At 69.7% G+C, this 20,003-nt stretch carries 17 protein-coding genes; 6 read left to right on the top strand and 11 right to left on the bottom strand.

Annotated elements, in window-relative coordinates; genetic code table 11:
- Positions 1-11: 11 nt before the first annotated feature.
- The 10 genes from ABZU72_RS18845 to ABZU72_RS18800 form a co-directional block, all read right to left on the bottom strand.
- On the bottom strand, positions 12-1,211 hold the full coding sequence (locus tag ABZU72_RS18845; RefSeq protein ID WP_355020361.1) for a glycosyltransferase: 1,200 nt from the start codon (positions 1,209-1,211) through the stop codon (positions 12-14).
- A complete protein-coding gene (locus tag ABZU72_RS18840) occupies positions 1,204-2,313 on the bottom strand; it encodes a DegT/DnrJ/EryC1/StrS family aminotransferase (RefSeq protein ID WP_355020360.1) in 1,110 nt (369 codons plus the stop codon). Before ABZU72_RS18840 ends, ABZU72_RS18845 begins: the two co-directional genes overlap by 8 nt.
- Complete coding sequence (locus tag ABZU72_RS18835; protein ID WP_355020359.1) at positions 2,310-2,963, bottom strand: acetyltransferase; 654 nt, start codon at positions 2,961-2,963, stop codon at positions 2,310-2,312. The genes ABZU72_RS18840 and ABZU72_RS18835 overlap by 4 nt, the downstream gene beginning before the upstream one ends.
- Positions 2,960-4,093: a DegT/DnrJ/EryC1/StrS family aminotransferase gene (locus ABZU72_RS18830; RefSeq protein WP_355020358.1), complete on the bottom strand. Its 1,134-nt coding sequence runs from the start codon at positions 4,091-4,093 to the stop codon at positions 2,960-2,962. The genes ABZU72_RS18835 and ABZU72_RS18830 overlap by 4 nt, the downstream gene beginning before the upstream one ends.
- Positions 4,090-5,106 (bottom strand): NAD-dependent epimerase/dehydratase family protein, encoded by a 1,017-nt coding sequence (locus ABZU72_RS18825; RefSeq protein ID WP_355020357.1) that lies wholly within the window; start codon positions 5,104-5,106, stop codon positions 4,090-4,092. The genes ABZU72_RS18830 and ABZU72_RS18825 overlap by 4 nt, the downstream gene beginning before the upstream one ends.
- Positions 5,103-6,173 (bottom strand): Gfo/Idh/MocA family oxidoreductase, encoded by a 1,071-nt coding sequence (locus ABZU72_RS18820; RefSeq protein WP_355020356.1) that lies wholly within the window; start codon positions 6,171-6,173, stop codon positions 5,103-5,105. The genes ABZU72_RS18825 and ABZU72_RS18820 overlap by 4 nt, the downstream gene beginning before the upstream one ends.
- A gap of 82 nt (positions 6,174-6,255) precedes the next feature.
- Complete coding sequence (locus ABZU72_RS18815) at positions 6,256-11,010, bottom strand: DUF4082 domain-containing protein (protein ID WP_355020355.1); 4,755 nt, start codon at positions 11,008-11,010, stop codon at positions 6,256-6,258.
- Positions 11,011-11,029: 19 nt separating this feature from the next.
- Entirely contained in the window at positions 11,030-11,872 is an 843-nt protein-coding gene (locus ABZU72_RS18810) for a glycosyltransferase (protein WP_355020354.1), read from the bottom strand.
- On the bottom strand, positions 11,869-12,477 hold the full coding sequence (locus ABZU72_RS18805; protein ID WP_355020353.1) for a serine acetyltransferase: 609 nt from the start codon (positions 12,475-12,477) through the stop codon (positions 11,869-11,871). Before ABZU72_RS18805 ends, ABZU72_RS18810 begins: the two co-directional genes overlap by 4 nt.
- 10 nt (positions 12,478-12,487) lie before the next feature.
- Positions 12,488-12,763, bottom strand: a complete 276-nt coding sequence (locus ABZU72_RS18800) for an acyl carrier protein (protein ID WP_355020352.1) — start codon at positions 12,761-12,763, stop codon at positions 12,488-12,490.
- 182 nt (positions 12,764-12,945) lie between these two features.
- Here ABZU72_RS18800 and asnB point away from each other — a divergent pair, with 182 nt between their 5' ends.
- The 6 genes from asnB (at position 12,946) to ABZU72_RS18770 (ending at position 18,230) form a co-directional block, all read left to right on the top strand.
- Positions 12,946-14,961: an asparagine synthase (glutamine-hydrolyzing) gene (gene asnB, locus ABZU72_RS18795; protein WP_355020351.1), complete on the top strand. Its 2,016-nt coding sequence runs from the start codon at positions 12,946-12,948 to the stop codon at positions 14,959-14,961.
- The gene (gene nadE / locus ABZU72_RS18790) at positions 14,958-15,965 is read left to right on the top strand and encodes an NAD(+) synthase (RefSeq protein ID WP_355020350.1); all 1,008 of its coding nucleotides are present in this window, start codon (positions 14,958-14,960) and stop codon (positions 15,963-15,965) included. The genes asnB and nadE overlap by 4 nt, the downstream gene beginning before the upstream one ends.
- An 81-nt stretch (positions 15,966-16,046) precedes the next feature.
- On the top strand, positions 16,047-16,274 hold the full coding sequence (locus ABZU72_RS18785; protein WP_355020349.1) for a hypothetical protein: 228 nt from the start codon (positions 16,047-16,049) through the stop codon (positions 16,272-16,274).
- Positions 16,267-17,205: a hypothetical protein gene (locus ABZU72_RS18780; RefSeq protein ID WP_355020348.1), complete on the top strand. Its 939-nt coding sequence runs from the start codon at positions 16,267-16,269 to the stop codon at positions 17,203-17,205. Before ABZU72_RS18785 ends, ABZU72_RS18780 begins: the two co-directional genes overlap by 8 nt.
- A gap of 43 nt (positions 17,206-17,248) precedes the next feature.
- A complete protein-coding gene (locus tag ABZU72_RS18775; RefSeq protein WP_355020347.1) occupies positions 17,249-17,890 on the top strand; it encodes an SRPBCC family protein in 642 nt (213 codons plus the stop codon).
- A gap of 4 nt (positions 17,891-17,894) precedes the next feature.
- Positions 17,895-18,230, top strand: a complete 336-nt coding sequence (locus tag ABZU72_RS18770) for a metalloregulator ArsR/SmtB family transcription factor (RefSeq protein WP_355020346.1) — start codon at positions 17,895-17,897, stop codon at positions 18,228-18,230.
- Between the two features lie 498 nt (positions 18,231-18,728).
- On the opposite strand, the gene ABZU72_RS18765 is transcribed toward ABZU72_RS18770, so the two are convergent.
- Positions 18,729-20,003 carry a DUF222 domain-containing protein gene (locus ABZU72_RS18765; protein WP_355020345.1) on the bottom strand — a complete coding sequence of 425 codons (1,275 nt, stop codon included), beginning with the start codon at positions 20,001-20,003 and terminating at the stop codon, positions 18,729-18,731.

The raw sequence follows: 20,003 nt of genomic DNA, 5'->3' as shown, positions 1-20,003 counted from the left end.
CCTGCGCCCCCTCACCCCACAAAGAACGGCCGGTTGCGCGGACGACTCCACAGCGGCGCGAGAGCGGCCGGGTCGGCGCCGAGGAGGAGCCAGAGGCCGGTGTCGCGGGCGAGACCGACGACGTAGGGGCCGGTGGCGGTGGCGGCGAGGGGGGCGATCTCCTCGGGCCGTAGGCCGGAGACGAGGAGGAGCTGGTCGGGGGTGGTGGCGGCGACGGCGGCGACGACACCGGGCCAGCGGAGGGTGGCGGCGGAGAAGGCGAGACCGTTGCGCTCGAGTCCCTCGGCCTCGCCGACGGTGCCGTCGCGGGAGGGGTCGATGACGCGGATCGAGGAGCTGCCGGCGAGCCGGGCGACGTCGTCGACGAGCAGCCGGATGTCGGCGAGCACCACCTGGCGAGCGCGCCCACGAGCATGGTCCCGGTCCTGCGGGACCCCGCGCAGCGAGCGCGTCACCCGGCGAGCACGGACGGACTCGCCCCAGAACGTACGCGCGCCCCGGGCGCGCCGGACGGGCCAGGACGTGGTCCCGGCACCGTGCTCGCCGGCCACGATCCCGCACGTGGTGCGCACGGGCACCAGGCTCGCGTAGGTGTGGCCGACGCTGCGATGCGCGACGTCGAGGCGGGCGAGGTTGGTGGTCATGCTGTTGTGGGTCAGCGGGACGTCGACGGCGGCGGCGCGGCGGCCGGAGGCGCGCATGCGGAGGCAGTACTCCACGGCGTACGCGTGCCAGGCCAGGTCGGGCGACTCCGAGAGCGGCTCGCGCAGCGCCTGCGAGCGGGTGACCATGAAGAGCACCTCGTCGAGCGAGTCGACGTCGACCGGGACCGAGGTGGAGCGGCCGAGCGGGACGACCCGGTCACGCACCGCGCCGATGACCTCGCCGCGGTGGTCGACCCCGACCGCACCCAGGACGCCGATCGCCGGGTCGGCGAGGAGGGTCGCGGCGGCGGCCTCCAGCGCAGGCAGCGAGTGCAGATAGACGTCCTGGTGGACGAAGACGACGACCTCGTTGCGTGCCATCCGGGCGCCGTGGTTGAGAGCCGCACCGGCGCTCGCGTACGCATTCGAGACGTTGTCGACGGGGATCACCTCGGTCTGCGGCGATGCGCCCGGACCGGCCTTGACGGAGGCCGCCAGGCACGACTCCAGCACCGCCGGGTCGTTGTAGACGCAGACGATCGAGACCGGTGTACGCACCTCACCCATGCCTCACCGCCGCGGTGAGCACCTCGGCGACGTACTCCTGCTGCTCCGGGCTCAGATGCGGGAACATCGGCAGCGACAAGATCTCGCCCGCCGCCCGCTCCGCGACCGGGAAGGAGCCCTCGCCGAACCCCAGCGAGGCGTACGCAGCAGTCAGATGCACCGGGAACGGATAGTGGATCCCGGTGCCGATCCCAGCCTCCAGCAGGGCCGCGAGCACCCGGTCACGGTCACCGACCCGAACGACATAGAGATGCCAGACGTCGACGTTTCCCGGCGCGGACGAAGGCAGCCGAACGCCGGGCACGCCGTCGAGCAGAGCGTGGTAGCGGTCGGCGGCCTGCCGGCGCAGCTCGTTCCACTTCTCCAGCCGCGCCAGCTTCGCAGACAGAACGACGGCTTGGATCGTGTCCAGGCGGGAGTTCATCCCGACGACCTCGTGGACGTACTTCGTCTCCGAGCCGTGGGCCGCGAGCAGCCGTACCATTCGCGCGATCTCCGGGTCGGAGGTCGTCACCGCGCCGGCGTCGCCGGCCGCGCCGAGGTTCTTGCCGGGGTAGAAGCTGGTCGCCGCGACAGTCGCGAGCGAGCCGCCAGAGCGACCGTTCCGGCGAGCGCCCTGCGACTGCGCGGCGTCCTCGATCACCGGAATGCCCGCCGCGGAAGCGAGCGGCAGCAGCTGCTCCACGAACGCGGTCTGCCCGAACAGGTGCACCGGCACGATCGCCTGCGTACGCGGCGTAAGCGAACGCTCGACCGCGGCCGGGTCGATCAACAGGTGCGACTCGTCGACGTCCACGGGCACCGGCACCGCCCCGATCCGGCTGGCCGCCTCGGCGGTCGCGATGAAGGTGTTGGCGGGCACGATCACCTCGCCACCGGGCCGCACTCCGACGGCCCGCATCGCGAGCTCGAGGGCGTCGGTCCCGTTGCCGACGCCGACGCAGTGGTCGGCACCGACGAAGGCCGCGTACGCGTTCTCGAACGAGGTCACCTCCGGCCCGCCCACGAAGCCGGTGCGCTCGAAGACGCGGTCCAGCCCGAGGCGTACCTCGTCATCTATCTCCGACTGCTGCGACCCGAGGTCGACGAACGGCACCTTCACCAGATCAGCTCCTGACGTGAATTGAGACGGCGGGCGGGCACTCCGGCCCAGGTCTCCCCGGCGGGCAGGTCGTTGAGCAGGACCGCTCCCATGCCGAGGACGGAGTCGGCTCCGACGGTGGTGCGCTGACGCACCGAGGAGCTCATCCCGAGGTAGGCGGCTTCACCGATCACGACCTCGCCGCCGAGGGTCACCCCAGCGCAGATGGTCGCGTAGTCGCCGACGATGTCGTCGTGGGTGAGGACCGCATTTGGCATCGCGACGACATGGCGCCCGACGCGTACGCCGGCGGTCAGCACGACCCCGGCGAGCAGCACGGTCCCGACACCGAGCTCGCAGCCGGCCGGCACCGAGGCGTTGGGATGGACGATGGTCGCGTAGCGCTCCGGCGCCACCCCGTAGCCGATCAGCCGGTTGTAGAGGCGTCGGCGCGTCGACCCGGCCCCGGCGCAGATGACCAGGTCGTCACCGCAGTCGGTGGCGACCTCGACGGGCCCGATGACCTTGACTCCGCCGGTCCCGTCGACCGAGCCGATCATCTGGCCCCAGCACTCGCGGTCGTCGTCGACGGCGACGATCTCGTCGTACTCCGCCGCCGCCGCGACCTCCCCTGCGAGCCCACTGGCCGCCACGAGAACGAGCGTGGTCATCGACGTGCTCCCCCCTGCCGGAGTACGTCGATGACCCGCGCCTGCTCCGAGTCCGAGATCTGGTGGAAGAGCGGCAGGATGAGCGTGTTGTCGGTGAGGTGCTCGGTGGCCGGCAGGCTGAGCGATGGCGAGGCGTACGCAGGCTGCCGGTGCGACGCCATGATCCCGCGTCGCGCGGAGATCCCGGCCTCGGCCAGGGCGCTCAGCAGCCCCTCGCGGTCCAGCCCATAGGGGTATCCCACCTCGATCCAGAACGACTGGAAGTTGGAGGTGCCCCAGGCCGGGTCGGCCACGGCCCGCAGCCCGCCGATCTCGGCGACCGACTTCGCGTAGACCGCGGCCAGCTCGCGGCGCCGGGTGACCACCTCCGGCAACCGCGACAGCTGCACCAGCCCGACCGCGGCCTGCAGGTCGGTCATCCGGAAGTTGAAGCCGACCTCGTCGTAGGACTCCGGTGGCGAGACCAGGCTGGCGTGCCGGTCGGCGGCGGAGACGCTCATCGCGTGCTCGCGCAGCCTGCGCGCCCGCTCGGCCAGGTCAGCGCGCGAGGCGGTGAGCATCCCGCCCTCGCCGGTGGTGAGGATCTTGCGCGGGTGGAAGGACCAGGCAGCGATCTCCGCTCCCGCGCCCACGGGGCGGCCTCGGTAGGTCGACCCGGCACCGCAGGCGGCGTCCTCGATGACCATGATGTCGAGCGGGTCGCAGACCTCCCGGATCGCGTCCAGGTCGACCGGCACCCCGCCCTGGTCGACCACGATCACCGCGGTCGTCCGCGGCGTGAGGGCCTCCCGGACCGTCTCGGCGGTGAGGTTCCCGGTGACCGGTGACACGTCCGCGAAGACCGGCCGGGCGCCGACGTAGACCGCGGCGTTGGCGGTCGCGATGAACGAGAAGGACGGGACGACGACGTCGTCCCCGGGGCTCACTCCCGCCACGACCAGCGCCAGGTGGAGCGCCGTGGTGCAGCTCGAGGTGGCGACCGCGTGAGCAGCATGCTGCGAGGCGGCGAAGCGGCGCTCGAACTCAGCCACGCGCGGCCCCTGGGCGACCCAGCCGGAGCGAAGCACCTCGGCGACCGCCTCGACTTCCTCCTCGCCCAGCCAGGGCTGCATGACGTTGACGCGGCTCACGACATACCCCCGCTCAGGGCACGCCCCGCGGCGATCTCGGAGCGCAGCGGCGCCCACCACTCGACGAGCTGTCGCAGCCCCTCCTCGAGCCCGATCGTCGGGGACCAGCCCAGGTCCTCGCGGGCCGCGGAGATGGAGGCGAGCCGGCGGGTGACCCCGTTGACCGCGCGCTCCGGACCGTGCTCGACGCCGAGCGGGGAGTCCATGGCCCGCAACAGCGCCTCGGCCAGCTCCAGCAGCGAGGTCTCGGTGCCGGAGGCGATGTTGTAGACGCCCTCGTTCACATCGGACGCGGCCGCGAGGATGTTGGCCCGGGCGATGTCGGGGACGCAGACGAAGTCCATCGTCTGGCGCCCGTCGCCGAAGATCAGCGGCGGCTTGCCGTCAGCGATCCGCTCCATCCACCGCACCAGCACCTCGGTGTAGGCGCCGTGGACGTCCATCCGGGGTCCGTAGACGTTGAAGTAGCGCAGCCCGACGTAGTCGAGCCCGTGCATCGCCCGGAAGGACCGCACCAAGCCCTCGTTATAGGACTTCGCAGCCCCGTAGAGGGTGTCGTTGTTGTTGTGGTGGTGCCCCTCCGGCGTCGGGAACTCCTCGGCGAGCCCGAAGACCGAGGCCGAGGAGGCGTAGATCAGCTTGTCCACCCGTGCCTGCACGGCGGCCTCGACCACGTTGAAGGTGCCGTCGACGAGCACCTCGTTGGCCAGCCGCGGCTCCTCGGCGCACAGCGTGATCCGGATGGCGGCCTGGTGGAAGACCAGGTCCTTGCCTGCGGTGAGGTCACCGACCAGGTCCCGGTCACGGATGTCGCCCTCCACCAGCCGTACGCGACCGGTGGCGAGGGCGTCGTCGAGGTTGGCCTTGCGGCCCCGGATCAGGCTGTCGAGCACGTCCACGTGCGCGGCCCCCGCGTCGAGGAGCTGGTCCACGATGGTGGAGGCGATCGTGCCCGCACCTCCGGTGACCAGGACGTTCGCGCCATTCAGTTTCGTGAGGTCGGGAGAGGTCATCGGATCAGCTCCAGGGTTGGTGTCTCGGCGGCCACCTCGACGAGGGCGCCACGGGCTCGGAGGCTGGTCTGGGCCGCCTCCAGGACGGAGAGGACACGGAGCCCGGCGGCCCCGTCGGTGCGCGGCGTACGACCTTGCCGGATCGCCTCGGCGAACTCGCCGACCATCCGCCCGAGCGCCTCGTACTCGGGCAGCGCGGGCGCCCAGGTGTCGCCCAGCCGGTAGGAGATGGTCGCGGCGGCACGGTCGGCGATGTCCACGCTCTGCTGGACCAGGTCGACGCCGCGGTCGAAGACGCTGAGCCGCTGTTGCGGGTTGAGGTCGTCCCAGACCAACGTACGCCGGCTCCCGCCGATCACCATCTGCCTGATCTTGGTGGGGCTGAGCCAGTTGACGTGGACGTGGGCCATCGCCCCGCCCTCCAGCGGCAGGGTCAGGTAGCCGACGCAGGACTTGCCGGCCCTGAGGGGGTCGGCGCCGTGCGCGGCGACCCCGGTGGGGCGTAGCCCGCCGGGCAGGATGAAGTCGAGGATGGAGAGGTCGTGCGGGGCCAGGTCCCAGAAGACGTCGACGTCGGGCTGCACCAGCCCGAGGTTGATCCGTACCGAGTCGACGAACAGGATCTCGCCGAGCGACCCGTCCTCGATCAGCTCGCGGATCTTCTGCACGACCGGCGTGTAGCAGTAGGTGTGGTCGGCCATCAGCACGAGATCGTTGGCACGCGCGGCCTCGACCATGCTCCGCCCGGACCCCACGTCGTCGGCCAGCGGCTTCTCGACGAGCACGTGCTTCCCGGCCCGCAGCGCCCGCTCGACGAGCTGCCGATGCGTGCCCGCGGGCGTCGCGATCGCGACCGCGTCCACGTCCTCGCGCGCGAGCACCTCGTCGAGGTCGGTCGTGGCCAGCACGTCCGTGCCGCCGCCGATCACCTCCTGGGCCCGCGCGAGGTCCAGGTCGACCACCGCGACCAGCGACCAGTCCCGTGCGTTGCGGAAGTTGCGGACCAGGTTCGGTCCCCAGTAACCGGCCCCGACCACTGCCACGCCGAGCGGATCCCCATCAGTCATGTCGACCATGAAATCCGCGTGGGGCGAGACTCCGAAGAGCCTCGCCCCACCTATCCCCCCAATTAGGGACCGCTCAGCCGGCCTAGGGGGACGCCGGGCGGAACCTCACGTCCACGAAGTAGTTCGTGGAGTTCCAGGATCGGTTCGGGAGCCCCCCTCCGGCCCCGTACCGATACCTGCCGTTGGCTCCGCCCGGGGCCGTCAGTGGGCCGACCGTCCGAGACTGGGTGAGGGCGGCGGGCGTCGAGGAGTAGCGCCCGTTCGGCGCGTAGTAGGACACGACGTACGTCGCCCCCGGCGTGAGCGCGACCGGTGTCGGCAACGTGGCGGTCTGCCAGCCGGTCGCGGTCTCGTTGGTGAAGGTCACCTGGGCGATCCGGGTGCCGGCCGAGTTCCACAGCGAGCCGACATGGGTGCCGGTGTTGCCGGTGCCCTTGTAGAACCGGATCGCCGTCACCGATCCGGCCACCGACGTCGAGAACGCGGTGCCGACCTCGATCGGCAGGATGTCGAGCGTCGACGCGGTCTGCGGAGTCACCCCGGTGAACAGCGACACCTCCGTCACGACGGCCGGGACCGTCGTGAACGACCACGTCTGCGTGGGCAGGTTCGCCCCCTCGGTCGAGACCACCCCCGAGACCGTCACCGACACCGTCGCCCCGGACGGCAGCGCCGCCGACGGGGTGAAGCGCAGCGTACGTCCGTCGGTGCTCAGCGCGGCCGAACCCGCCACCGAGGACCCGTTGGCCATGACCGACATGTTCCAGCCGGTCGCGATCCCTGTCGAGAACGTGATCGACGGGTTCACCGAGGTCGCCACCTCGGTCGTGCCCGGGTCCGGAACCCGCTCGGTGACCGAGATGGTCGGGCCCGCCCGTTCGAAGACGACGTCTGCGAAGTAGTTCGTCGACCCGAACGAGTACTGCGGGAACCCACCCGCGGCACCGTAGAGATAGCGACCGTTGGTGCCCGCCGGAGCGGTCAGGTCACCCGAGGAGTAGGCGGTCGCGAAGAACTGCGACGTGGTCGCGTAGTGCCCCTGCGGAGCCAGGTAGGAGACCATGTACGACACCCCTGCCTGCACGTCCACCGGACTGGACAGCGTGGCCTGCTGCCAGCCGGAGGCGGTCTCACCGGTGAAGGTCACCTGGGCGAGCCGCTGGCCGGTCGAGGTCCACAGCGACCCGACGTGGGTGCCGCCGTTGCCGGCTCCCTTGTAGAACCGGATCGCCGTCACCCGGCCGTCTCGGGTGGGACTGAACAGCGTCCCGACCTCGACCGGAGAGCTGTCGTCCTGTGCCTCGACCGCGGGCACCACGTCACCGAAGAGCGTCTGGCTCGCTGGTGTCTCCGCGGATCTGGTTCGGAATGTCCAGGTCTGCGTGGGCAGACTCGCCCCCTCGGTCGAGGTGACCCCACTGATCGTGACCGTCACGTCCGCGGATGCGGGCAGCGAGGACGTCGGGTCGAAGGTGAGCGTCGTCCCGGAGTTGCCGAGCGTGGTCGTCCCCGGGATGGGCTGGCCGCCCGAGGTCGCCGACACCGAGTAGCCGGAGCTGATCGCCGAGGAGAACGACGCCACCACGTTGGTCGAGCGCGGCACCTCGACCGCCCCGGGAACCGGGCTGCGCGAGGTCATCGTCAGCGACGGTGCGCCCTTCTCGAAGACGACGTCGACCATGTAGCTCGAGGGCGAGGTCCCCGCAGGGAAGCCCGTGCCATAGGCGTACGCCCCTGCCGTCGAGGTCACCCGCAGCGGCGGCTTCGACAGATTGGCCGAGGCGAAGGCGTTCGGGGTGGCCGAGTAGTAGCCGTTGGTGCGGTAGGAGGCGACGTAGTCGGTGTTCGCCTGGATCTGCACCGGCTCGGTGAAGGTCAGCGTCTGCCAGCCACTGGTCGACTCGCCGGTGAAGGTGCCCTGGGCGAGCACCGCCCCGTTGGCCGACCACAGAGTGCCGGTGTGCGGAGCGGCGTTGTTGACGCCCTTGTAGAACTTGACCCCGGTGACCGTGCCGGCGACGTCCGCGCGGAACCTGACGCCCAGCGTCAGCTGCGCGTTCTCCGGGTCCTGGAGGACCGTCGGAGTGGCGTCCTCGTCATAGATCGAGCACGGGCAGACCCCTGCCGCAGCCGGCGGCTTGGCCGTACGGAACGACCACGTCTTCCCGGTCGAGATCGCCGTCCCACCGCTGTCCTGCCCCGAGAGCGTGGCGGTGTAGGTGACGAACCCGGCGAGGTTGGCCGACGGGGTGAAGGTCACCGTCCTGGTCGTCGAGTCGTAGGCGGTCGACCCGGCCACCACGTTGCCGAGCGAGTCGGTCAGGCGCAGCCCGACCGACGAAGCGACCACCGGCTTGGTGAACCTGGCGCTCACCGTCGTGTTGCGCGGCACCGAGGAGGAGTCGGCCAGCGGCCACTGGTTGGTGGCGGTCAGCGGCGAGTTGTCCGTGGTCGTGAACAGCACGTCCACGAAGTAGTTGGGGTTCTGGTACGAGCTCGCCGGGAACTGCCCGGCACCCGCGTAGACCCCTGCCGGAGCGGCCCCGTAGCCACCCTCGACCTCGAACGGGTACGCCTCGAACCCCTGTGCAGCGAACGCCCACGGCGCCACCGCATAGTGCCCGGCCGGAGCCGTGTAGGAGACGGTGTACCTCGCCCCCGCGGCGACCGCGACCGGCTGGCTGAACGTCGCCGACTGCCAGCCGCCGCTCGACTCGTTGGTGAAGGTGACCTGGGCCAGTCGCTCTCCGCTGCTGCTCCACAGGGAGCCCACGTGGGTGCCGGTGTTGCCGGCGCCCTTGAAGAAGCGGACGCCCGCGACGTACCCGTCGGCCTGCGGGGTGAAGCGCAGGCCGAGCTCGGCGGCGCCGCCGTCGTTGGCCGACGGTGTCGCCGGGCTGGTGACGGCGTTCCAGGTCGTCGGCACCTCCCGCTGTCCGAGGATGCTGCACGGGCAGGTCACGTTGAAGCTCCGGTTGACGGCGGTGCCGATGTTGGCGCTGTCGTCCACGGCGCGGACCCGCACCGGGGTGCTGCCGACCCCGGGCTGGACGTACGTCACCGACCAGGCGGTCGTCCCGGTCGCCGGGTGCCAGGAGGTGCCGTCGTCGAGGGAGTACTCGACTCCGGCGACCACGCCACCGCCCGTGTCGGTCGCTGTGCCGGTGAGCGTCACCTTGGTGCCGTTGGGCTGTGTCGAGCCGGCAGCCGGCGACGTGATGGCGACCGACGGACCGGTCGTGTCGGTGGTCTTGGTCGCCGCGACCAGGCCGCTCATCAGCGTCGTCGGCTGGGCGTCCATGTCGGCCAGCAGGTTCACCTGCGCCTGTTGCATCCGGCGGTCGGCGGTCTCGTCGTGGTACGGGTTGTCGTGCTCGGAGTCGAGGCCCCAGGTCCATTGCACCGATCCCGCGCCGAAGACGAGCGCGCCGCTGGCGGCCCGGTACAGCGTGAGGGCATGGGTCGTGGTGCCGTCGCCCGTGGTCCGGCCGAAGTCGGTCATGTACTGGTTGTCGATGAACCCGGTCGTCTCCGACATTCGGATCAGGCCGGGTGGTCGGAACCCGTTGTCCTGGTCCTCGTCGGACTCATAGCCGACCGTGTGTGGCGCCAGCTCGGTCTGGTCGGCGGTCATCCCGGACAGGCCGGTGTTTCGCCACAGCCGTAGCCCGCCCTGGGACTTCTTCACCGTCACCGGCAGGTCGGTCAGGTTGGACATGAAGATGGTGCCGGTCAGGGAGTTCTCCGGCTTGCCGCCGCCCTGGGACTTCGGCGTGTAGCGCGGGTCGCGCCAGGTGCCGGTCGACTCCGGGGCGGGGTCGAGCTTGGCCTGCGCCCAGGACTCCTTGTAGGTGACCAGGGTCCGGTAGGGCGTGTTGGTGCCGTCCTTCGAGGCCTCGTAGCGGGTCCTCCAGTAGACCTCGTTGCCGCTGAGGAACTGCAGGTTGACGCCCGCATCCCGGGCGGCCTCGACGTTGGCCCGCTGCTGCCCGCTCCAGTATTCGTCGTGCCCGACGCTGAGGAAGGTCTCGTGGTTGGTGAGCAGTCCGCCGCGACGGTCGGTGTCGATCCCGGCGATGTAGCTGACGTCGTAGCCGTTGCGCTCGAGGAACCGCACCAGCGGGTACTCGTTGGCGAAGAAGAAGTCGTGGGATGTCCCGCCGGAGCGGGTCGAGAACGGACGGTTGTAGCTGAGCTTGTAGGCCCGGCCGTTCCCGCCGCCGGTGTAGAAGCTGGAACCGCCGTAGTTGTTGTACGCCTGCCAGGTGGTGTCGGAGGTCTGGAAGACGACGTCGGAGTGGCTGTCGTCGTCACGGACGATGAAGGTGATGTGGCTCGACTCGTCGGTGTCGCCGCGGTCCAGCTTGGCGACGTAGACGCCCGAGACCGCGGTCGCCGGCACGTTCCAGGAGGCCGAGACCGCCCAGTTGCCGCAGTCGGTGATCTCGGTGGTGGTGTCGCGATAGCAGTTGGGCTGGTTCTGCGGCAGGTTCGCCGACGGGGTCACCGAGGTGATCCGGCGGGCGCCGTCACCGCCGTAGTAGCCCATCCGGTAGATGGTGACCGTGTACGCCGAGGCATCGGTGTCGACCTTGAAGTCGATCCGGTTGCCGACGTCGACGCTGATGTCGGTCGCGAACCCCTGGATCGAGCTGTCGCCGGCGCCGGTGATGCCCCATTCGCTCGCGGGACTCCCTGGTTTGCTGTTCTCACACGCGATCGCATTGCCCTCCGGCCCACATGGGTCGGCACTCGCGCTGGACGCAGTGACGAGCGATATGACAGGTGTGACAAGAACAACTCCGAGCAACGCGGCCAGTCCCGTTCGCAGCTTCACAGTCGTGCTCCTTCTCGGATCAGGCTCGCGAACTCTCGTCGCGCAACCAGGTGGTGTAGTCGCCGGTCCGGACCGCTCTGCGGGAGAGCATCCGGGCGACGAGGGTGACTGTCATGAAGACCGGAACCCGAAGTCCGATCGCAGGTTGACGCAGCCCGAGCGTGAGGAGATCCGAGAACGAGGTGGATCCGTGCCGAGCACCATGGGCGTCGGCTTGAGCGTTGCCGGTCGCGACGCGGATCCTGCGTCTGACCAGGTCTTTCACCGTACGCGGCGGCCTCACGACCACGGTCGCGTCGGTGACGACGCGGCGCTCGGCTGGCGTGAACAGCTCCGAGGCGACCAGGTCATCGTTCATCAGACTCGCCCCCGGACCGGTAGCGGCGGCGATCCGGGCCTGGCCCTCGGCGGTGAGGCAGAAGGCCCCGCGGCCGAACAGGCCGCTGCGTACTGCTGGAAGCGCCTGCCACACCCGGTAGTAGGCGCGGACCGGCCAGGAGGAGTGCTCGGTCGGGATGCTCCGCCCGGGCGCGACGGCCAGCACCCCGTCCTCCTCGAGCGCGTCGACCAGCCGGAGCAGGTCGGCGCCGGTGAGGCGTACGTCGGCATCCAGGTGAAGTCTCGGATAGGTGATCGCAGCGGCGTTGCCGACCTCGACCGCGCGCGCCTTGGAGGCCTCGGCGATCTCCAGGACGCGTACGCCCGGGACCTTCCGGGCCACGGCGGCGGTGTCGTCGGTGCAGCCGTTGCAGACGACCACCACCTCGACGGCCCCCTCGGGGATGCCGTCGAGCAGGGCCGTCAGGTTCTCCGACAGCCCCTTGGCCTCGTTGTGCGCCGGCACCACGACGCTCGCGATCATGATGGTCGCTCCCCGCTGGGGACGACGAAGTTGATCATGTTGCTGTTGTCGTAGTCCTTGGCGATGACCCGGCCGGGGTTGCCGCAGACGAGGCTGTGGGGCGGGACGTCCTTCGACAGCACCGTGCCGGCGGAGATCGTGCAGCCGTCGCCGACCGTGATCGCGCCCGTGATCACCGCGCCGGGACCGATCCAGACGTCGTCGCCGATCGTGGGCAGGCCCTGGTCGCCGTCGGCGATGCGCTGGCCGATGGTGACGTTCTGGTGGAGGACGCAGTTGCTGCCGACCACGGCCGGGCCGACGATGATCCCCGAGCGGTGCATGAGCAGCAGCCCGGGCCCGATGTCGGCGCGCCGGAAGATGTCGGCGTGGTGGACGCGGATGTTGCGCCGGTTCCAGAACCAGTAGACCCCCAGCGCGAGCACACCGAGCAGACGGTTGCGGGTGCGCAGCCGGGTCGCCCAGCGTCCGAAGCGATAGCAGGCGACGCAGTGCAGCTCGTAGTCGAAGAGCCAGAACCGCAGCCTGGACAGGCGAGACGTACGCGGACCGTCGAGGACGATCGCGTACATCTTGGCCAGGTCGACCTCGAAGTCGCCTGTCACCTGGGCTCCGTCAACTAGCAAGGCTCTCTCGATCCTGGGCCGCTGTCTTCCGGCCGACGTACGCCACCAGATTGGCGACCCCGTCGAGGTTCTCGGGCACGGTCTCGGCCTCGTCCACGGAGATCTCGAACTCCGCCTCGAGGAACTCGATGAGCTCCAGGATCCCGGTCGAATCGATCACGCCCGACTCGACCAGCGACTCCGACGGCCCGGGCAACCGGGTCTCATCACCCAACAGCAGGCTGTCCAGGATGAAGCCTTCGATCGTGCGCTGTACGTCCGCCATCACATCTCCCTGTTTGTGAACGGTCTACGAATGCCCCTCCGTTCTGTCAGCCGAAGCGGGTCGGGAGCAGAAATCGGGCCCGGAGATGCCGACATTGGGTGATAAACGGGTCGATCCCGGTGCCCTGGCATACCTGCGCGAGCAAACCTTCGGGCACCGTCCGGGATCGATCGAGGAGCGCCATGTGCGGGATCTGTGGGGTGCTGAGCAGCACCGAGGCGCCTGACCCTGCCCTCGTGCGGGACATGCTGGGCGCTCTCGCCCACCGTGGCCCCGACGGCAGCGGCTACTACCGCGACGAGCGGGTCGCGCTGGGCCACACGCGGCTGGCGATCGTGGACACGGTCGGAGGCACCCAGCCGATGACCAGCCGCACGTGCCGATCCGCAGGTGAGAGCGAGCAGGTCTGGGTCACCTTCAACGGCGAGATCTTCAACCACGTCGAGCTCGCCGCCCAGCTCCGCTCCCGCGGCCACGTCTTCGACACCCGCTCGGACACCGAGGTCATCGTGCACGCCTGGGAGGAGTGGGGGCCGGGCTGCTTCGAACGCTTCAACGGCCAGTGGGCGCTGGCGATCTGGGACCGCCGGACCGGAACGCTCGTCCTGTCCCGGGACCGCTTCGGCGTCCGCCCGCTCTTCTACACGCGCGCCGCCGGGCAGCTGCTCTTCGCCTCCGAGGTCAAGGCCCTGTACGCCTCCCCCGACGTCCCGCGCGAGCTGGACCCGGCCGGGCTGGACCAGGTGCTGACGCTGTGGTCGGCGGTCGCCCCGCGCACCGTCTTCCGCGACATCGCGCAGGTGCCCCCGGGCTCCTACCTCTCCTTCCGAGACGGGGTCGAGGTCGAGCGCCGCTACTGGGCGCCCTCGTTCCCACCGGCGGGTGCCGAGGAGCTCACCGACCTGGAGGCCAACGCCGAGGCGCTGCGTACGACGCTGATGGCCGCCACCCGGCTACGGTTCGAGCGCAGCGACGTACCGGTGGCCGCGTACCTCTCCGGCGGGATCGACTCCGCGGTCACGGCGGGCGCGATCGCGGGGTTCACATCGGCGCCGCTGCACACGTTCTCGCTCCGGTTCGCCGAGGCCGAGTTCGACGAGGGCGGCTTCCAGGCGCTGATGGCCGAGCGGCTCGGCACCGTCCATCACGACGTCGTGGTCAGCGAGCGCGACATCGCCGACGTCTTCCCCCAGGTCGTACGCCACGCCGAGTCGCCGCTCCTGCGGACCGCCCCGGCGCCGATGTTCCTGCTCTCCCGGCTCGTGCGGGAAGCCGGCTTCAAGGTGGTCGTCACCGGCGAAGGCGCCGACGAGGTGCTCGGCGGCTACGACATCTTCCGCGAGGCCAAGATCCGGGACCTGTGGCTGCGGGACCCGGAGGCCGCCGAGGCGGCCGTCCAGCAGCTCTACCCGTGGATGCACCGCTCCCCGAACCAGGCGCCGGCGTTCGCACGCAGCTTCTTCTCCCGCAACCTCTCGGCCGACGATCTGGCGATGTCGCACCGGCCGCGGTGGGACTCCACGGCGGTGCTGGCCTCGATGCTGCGGCCCGAGATCCGGTCGGTCGGTGGCAGTGCGGCCGGCGTCGTCGACGCGATGCCCGCCTCGGCCGCGTCGTGGGACCCGGTCGCGCGCGCCCAGTGGCTGGAGATGACGACCCTGCTGCCCGGCTACATCCTGGCCTCCCAGGGCGACCGGATGCTGATGGGCAACTCGGTCGAGGGCCGGTTCCCGTTCCTCGACCCGCACGTCGCCGAGCTCGCCGGCCGGGTCCCGGCCGAGCACAAGATCCACGGCATGGACGAGAAGCACCTGCTCAAGCGGGCCTTCGCCGACCTGGTGCCCGAGGAGATCCTGCGCCGCCCCAAGCAGCCCTACCGGGCACCTGATGCCGCCGCGTTCTTCGCCGGCGGCACCCCGGACTGGGTCTTCGACGTCACCTCCGGCTCCGCGCTGGAGGCCGCCGGGGTCTTCCGGCCAGAGCTCGTCCAGCGGCTGCTGGAGAAGGCCCGGCGGACGGGCGGACGGGGCCTGGGCAACACCGACAACATGCGCCTGGTCGCCGTCCTGTCCACCCAGCTGCTGCACAGCGAGCTGCTCACCGCACCGACTTCATCGGCCGCACCGCCGGCCCCGCTCACCGTCTTCGACCAGATTCTCGGGCCCAGCCTCGAGCCGACCGGAAGGACCTCAGCATGACCACGACCAGCCAGAACGCAGCGTACGGACTGGAGACGCTCCGCTTCGACGAGGAGGCGGAGGCGATCCGGATCGGCGACGCGATCCGCCACTATCTGGTGGCGAACAAGCGCAAGGGCATCGTGCTCGGTGTCTCCGGCGGAATCGACTCCAGCGTGGTCGCCGCGCTGGCGGTCAAGGCGCTCGGCCCGGATCGGGTCTTCGCGCTGCACATGCCCGAGCAGGAGTCCTCCGACGACACGATCGGATTCAGCACGAAGCTGACCGATGCCCTGGGGATCGACTCGGTGCTCGAGGACATCTCCCCGGTCCTGGTCGGTCTCGGCGCCTACCAGCGGCGGGACGACGCGATCCGGCGGGTCGTGCCGGCGTACGGGCAGGGGTGGAAGTCGAAGATCGTGCTGCCCAGCGTGGTCGACTCCGACGCGTTCCGGCTCTTCTCGGTCGTCGTCGAGGACCCGTCCGGCGCGCAGAGCACGCACCGCCTGACCACCGAGGCCTACCTGGAGATCGTGGCCGCGACCAACTTCAAGCAGCGCGCCCGCAAGGCGCTGGAGTACTTCCACGCCGACCGGCTCAACTACGCCGTCGCCGGCACCCCGAACCGGCTCGAGTACGACCAGGGCTTCTTCGTGAAGCTCGGCGACGGTGCCGCCGACGTGAAGCCGATCGCGCACCTCTACAAGTCGCAGGTCTACGCGATGGCCGCCCACCTCGGCGTGCCCGAGGAGATCCAGGCCCGTCCCTCGACGACCGACACCTACTCGTTGGAGCAGTCGCAGGAGGAGTTCTACTTCTCGCTGCCCTACCAGCGGATGGACCTGTGCCTCTACGGGCTCAACCACGACGTCCCGACCGCCGAGGTCGCCGAGGCCACCGGGCTGACCGTCGAGCAGGTCGAGCGTGTCTACCGCGACATCGAGCAGAAGCGGCGTACGACCGCCTACTTCCATGCCGCCCCGATGCTCGTCGAGGACGTCGCCGAGATCGCCAGTCCTAGGTAGATCCTTGACGCTGCGGCTCGCCGTGCGGTGACCGGAACAGGGTGGATGGAGACATGTCCCACCCAGAACCGAGGAGGTTCCATGTCCGAACCGTCACCAGAACCCGGCGAGATCGTAGACCTGTCACTCGGTCTCTCCGACAGCGACGCCAAGCCGATGATCGACGCACTCGAGATCGAGATCGACGAGGCCGTCACCGCTATCAACATCTTCGACGAGGACACCGAGGACGGCGAGGCTGCGGAGACCGCAGGCACCGACGCGATGATCCCTGCCGAGGATCTTCCGGAGGACCTGATCTATGAGTGAGATGCTCACCCTCAGCGGCAAGCCGATCGACTGGAACAACCCACCGAAGCAGACCGCTCTGGCGCTGTGGTCGCGAACGACCTCGAGCGGCAAGCTGGTCAAGGGATCGGCTCGGACCATCGCGCACCTGTGCGCGATCGACGCCGCTGCGCAGAAGAAGTTCGGCACCAGGATCGTCATCATCCAGGCGCCGTTCAACAACACCGTCAGGGCGTCCGCGGGCACCCACGACCACGACGCCTGCACCGACCTGCACATCCCGGGCGTGAACTGGCGAACGCAGGAGAAGTGGCTACGAGCGCTCGGGTACGCCTGCTGGTACCGCTTCCCGCCGGCGTTCGGCCACCACATCCACGGGTTCACGCTGCCGCCGCAGTCCGGTGTCGTCCGGACCGACGACTTCCGCGACCTCGGGGTCACCGTCGGGAAGTACGTCGACGGGGGCTCGGCGCTCTTCGGTTTCCAGGCCACGAGCTCGCAGCTCGAGGACTACCTGCACCACGCGTTCGGTCTCAAGGGCCAGCACGGCGAAGGCAGTGACAAGAGCTGGCACCCCGCCAACGTCAGGGCCACGATCTTCGACTACGCGGCGTACGCGAGGTCGAAGGCCAAGCCCGTGTGGAAGCCGAAGAACACCAAGTCGAACCTGGCGGTCGTCCAGCACCAGTTCCAGATCGCGGCGGGTCTGCGCAAGGGCAAGCGGATCCGCACCAACGGCGTGGGCTGGATCCAGAACGCGCTCAACGCCAAGGCCGGTTCGGACCTCGTGGTCAACGGCATCGTGGACAGCGCCACGCTCGCCACCTGGAAGAAGTTCGAGATCAAGACGGGCGGCACCGGCGCGAAGTCGACTCCGGATCCGCGGAGCCTCAAGAAGCTCCAGATCGCGTTCCGGTTCGTCGGGCCCGAGGCGCACCTGCCCGGCGGGTGATCAGGGTTGAATATCAAGATCCATTGATATAACGTCGGCAGGCATGAGCACACCACCCTTCATCCCTGCCGACCACCTCGGCGCCGTGAACCGCGCCCTGACCACGACGACCCGCGGCGGCGAGGAGCTGCGCGTGCTCGTCGTCGAGCGCAGCTACGACGCCGACCCCGACGAGGTCTGGGACGCCCTGACCACCAAGGAGCGCATCCCGCGCTGGCTGATGCCGGTCACCGGCGACTTCGAGGTCGGCGGCCGCTACCAGCTCGAGGGCAACGCCGGCGGCGAGATCCTCGCCTGCGACCGCCCGAAGCTGCTCTCGATCACCTGGGCCTACGGCGACATGATGTCCTGGGTCGACGCGACCCTGACCGCCTCCGGCGGCCGTACGCTGCTCCGCCTCGAGCACTCCGCCCCCGTCCCGCCGGAGCAGTGGAAGGAGTTCGGCCCCAGTGCCGTCGGCATCGGCTGGGAGCAGATGCTGCTAGGCCTGGCCCTCCACCTCTCCGCCCCCGAGGCCGAGAAGATGGACCCGATGTCCCCCGACGCGCTGCCCGCGATGATCGAGCACACCAAGGGTTCCGCCGCCGCCTGGGTCGAGGCCGACATCGCCTTCGGCACCTCCCCCGACCAGGCCCGCGCCGCCGGCGAGCGCTGCGTAGCCGCCTACACCGCGATGCCGGACTAGCCGCTTGCACGCCTTCGACGTCCTCGGCGACCCAGTACGCCGCCGCATCCTCGAGCTCCTCGCCGACGACGACCTCACCTCCGGCGAGATCGTCGAGACCATCTCCGCCGAGTTCGGCATCCGCCAGCCGGCGGTCTCCATGCAGCTCAAGGTCCTGCGCGAGCACGGCTTCGCCAACGTACGCCCCCACGGCACCCGCCGCATCTACTCCCTGGACACCGGCCCCATGGCCGAGGTCGACGCCTGGCTCACCCCCTTCCGCCGCTTCTGGACCCAGCACCTCGATGCTCTCGACACGGAGATTCGGCGTGGGCGTCGGAGGGGTTCTACGGGGGACTGAAGCCGCATTGGGGACCGGCCGCCGACCCGTTACGGAGGGTGTTCTCGCCAGATCCCGGAGTAAAGGACGGCCTTCGGCCGCCGGCTTCGCCGGCCGCTTCGCGGTCCTTGACACCGGGCTCCGCCGAGAATTTTGGCTGTATATCGGGTCGGCGGCGGGGTTTGGCGCGGAGTCAGTTAGTTGGGCACGGGATCGGGATCTCGGGCCAGTGACGATGGGCCGCGAGGCTCGCGGGTGGCGGGGTCACGAGCTCCCCACTCACCGGAAAAGTTCCCCATGGGCGCGGAGGTTCCCCACCCTCCGGAGCGTGGGGAACCTCCGCCGCAGTGGGGAAAAGTCCCCATCAGCAGGGAAACGGCCAGTGCGGAGTCGACAGAGCTGGCCAGAACGCTCGTGGGGCATCGCGGTGGACGGCTTCAGCGAAAGCTGAGACCGGTCGCCAGCGGGGTCGGCGGGCCTGGCGCGCAGGTCCTGGCGACGTGATTCCTGACCCCCGACTTAGGGGCGGCGGGTGAACCGGATGGTGCCATCGGGTAGTCGCTCATGGGTGTAGGCAGGGTTGTGCGCCAGGCGGTGATGATGCGGGCACAACAACGCCCCGTCTTTCAGGTTGGTCTTTCCGCCGGCGGCCCAGGGTTCGAGGTGGTGGGCGTCGCACCATTCGGGTGGCATGTCACAGCCTTCGGCTTGGCAGCACTTGTGCTGCAACCGCATCGCCTTGCGCTGGATCGGCTGGAAGAACCTGCTGCCCCGGCCGGCGTCGAGGACCTCGCTGTCGCCGCCGAGGACCCAGGGGATGATGGTGGCGTTGCACGCCATCCGCCGGGCTTCCGCTGCCGAGATGGTGGTGCCGTTGGTTTCGTCGTAGCCGAGGGTGGCGATGCCGAGGTCTTTGCGGAGTTCCTCGAGGGAGATCACCACGTTGATGGTGGTCGCGTCACCGCCGTGACGGGGCAACGCTGCCGGGTCCACCGTCTCCAGGAGCCGGACGAAGCCTTGTCCCATGAGTCGCTCCCACGGGGGCAGCGGGGCACCCTTGGTGACGAGTTGTTGCTTGCGGGGTTGGGCGTAGGCCTCGACCAGCCGCTTGAACCGCATCCCGGCCGAGACCGGCAACACACCCTCGAATCCGACGGTCCCGTCGTGGTTATCCCACACCCGCAACGCCGTCTTCTGCTGGGCACGTTCCTCCTCAGCAAGGAGGGCCTTGGCTTCAGCGTCCTCGAACCGGGCCGGGTCGACCTCGACCAGGATCCGCTTCCCGACGATGCGGAGCTCGTTCGCGGTCAGGCGACCGGCGTAGTCGACCAGCAGCTTCTCCGCCATGATCAGGTCCTCACTACTGGCGACCGGGTTGGTCTCGATCTTCTCGAGCGCCTTGGTGATCACCCTGGCTTTGTCCTGGGACACGACACCCTCAGCGAGACCGGCGGCGACGAGGTCGTACTTCGCGACACTGGTTGCGAGTTTGATCTGAGAGCGGGCCACGGCCTTGTCGACCAACAACTCGGCCCGCATCCAGCCGGACGCGTCTTTGGCACCGGTCTCTTCAGCGATATCGCCGGCGGACGCGAGCACCCGCAGCTTGAGCGCGGCCTGCTGGGCCTGGAGCTTCTCCAAGCGTTCCAGCAAGTCCTTCTTCTGCTCGGTGCGCCAATAGGCGGGATCTGTTGCCAACAGGTCTTGGAGGGCGGTCTCGATGGCCTTCAAGGCAGCGTCGATCGCGTCGCCGGGGTTGGTGCCCCAGTGGTCGATCGAGCGGCCGAGACTCAT

Source organism: Nocardioides sp. NPDC004968 (assembly GCF_040608935.1).
Lineage (GTDB): Bacteria > Actinomycetota > Actinomycetes > Propionibacteriales > Nocardioidaceae > Nocardioides.
The sequence above is the reverse complement of the archived record's forward strand: the minus strand, read 5'-3'. Positions and strand labels throughout refer to the sequence as shown.

Bases quoted from the DNA above. Each gene is read 5' to 3' on its own strand.
- ABZU72_RS18845 (WP_355020361.1), bottom strand. From the start codon at position 1,211: ATGGGTGAGGTGCGTACACCGGTCTCGATCGTCTGCGTCTACAACGAC.
- ABZU72_RS18835 (WP_355020359.1), bottom strand. From the start codon at position 2,963: ATGACCACGCTCGTTCTCGTGGCGGCCAGTGGGCTCGCAGGGGAGGTC.
- ABZU72_RS18825 (WP_355020357.1), bottom strand. From the start codon at position 5,106: ATGACCTCTCCCGACCTCACGAAACTGAATGGCGCGAACGTCCTGGTC.
- ABZU72_RS18820 (WP_355020356.1), bottom strand. From the start codon at position 6,173: ATGACTGATGGGGATCCGCTCGGCGTGGCAGTGGTCGGGGCCGGTTAC.
- ABZU72_RS18810 (WP_355020354.1), bottom strand. From the start codon at position 11,872: ATGATCGCGAGCGTCGTGGTGCCGGCGCACAACGAGGCCAAGGGGCTG.
- ABZU72_RS18800 (WP_355020352.1), bottom strand. From the start codon at position 12,763: ATGGCGGACGTACAGCGCACGATCGAAGGCTTCATCCTGGACAGCCTG.
- asnB (WP_355020351.1), top strand. From the start codon at position 12,946: ATGTGCGGGATCTGTGGGGTGCTGAGCAGCACCGAGGCGCCTGACCCT.
- nadE (WP_355020350.1), top strand. From the start codon at position 14,958: ATGACCACGACCAGCCAGAACGCAGCGTACGGACTGGAGACGCTCCGC.
- ABZU72_RS18785 (WP_355020349.1), top strand. From the start codon at position 16,047: ATGTCCGAACCGTCACCAGAACCCGGCGAGATCGTAGACCTGTCACTC.
- ABZU72_RS18780 (WP_355020348.1), top strand. From the start codon at position 16,267: ATGAGTGAGATGCTCACCCTCAGCGGCAAGCCGATCGACTGGAACAAC.
- ABZU72_RS18775 (WP_355020347.1), top strand. From the start codon at position 17,249: ATGAGCACACCACCCTTCATCCCTGCCGACCACCTCGGCGCCGTGAAC.
- ABZU72_RS18765 (WP_355020345.1), bottom strand. From the start codon at position 20,003: ATGAGTCTCGGCCGCTCGATCGACCACTGGGGCACCAACCCCGGCGAC.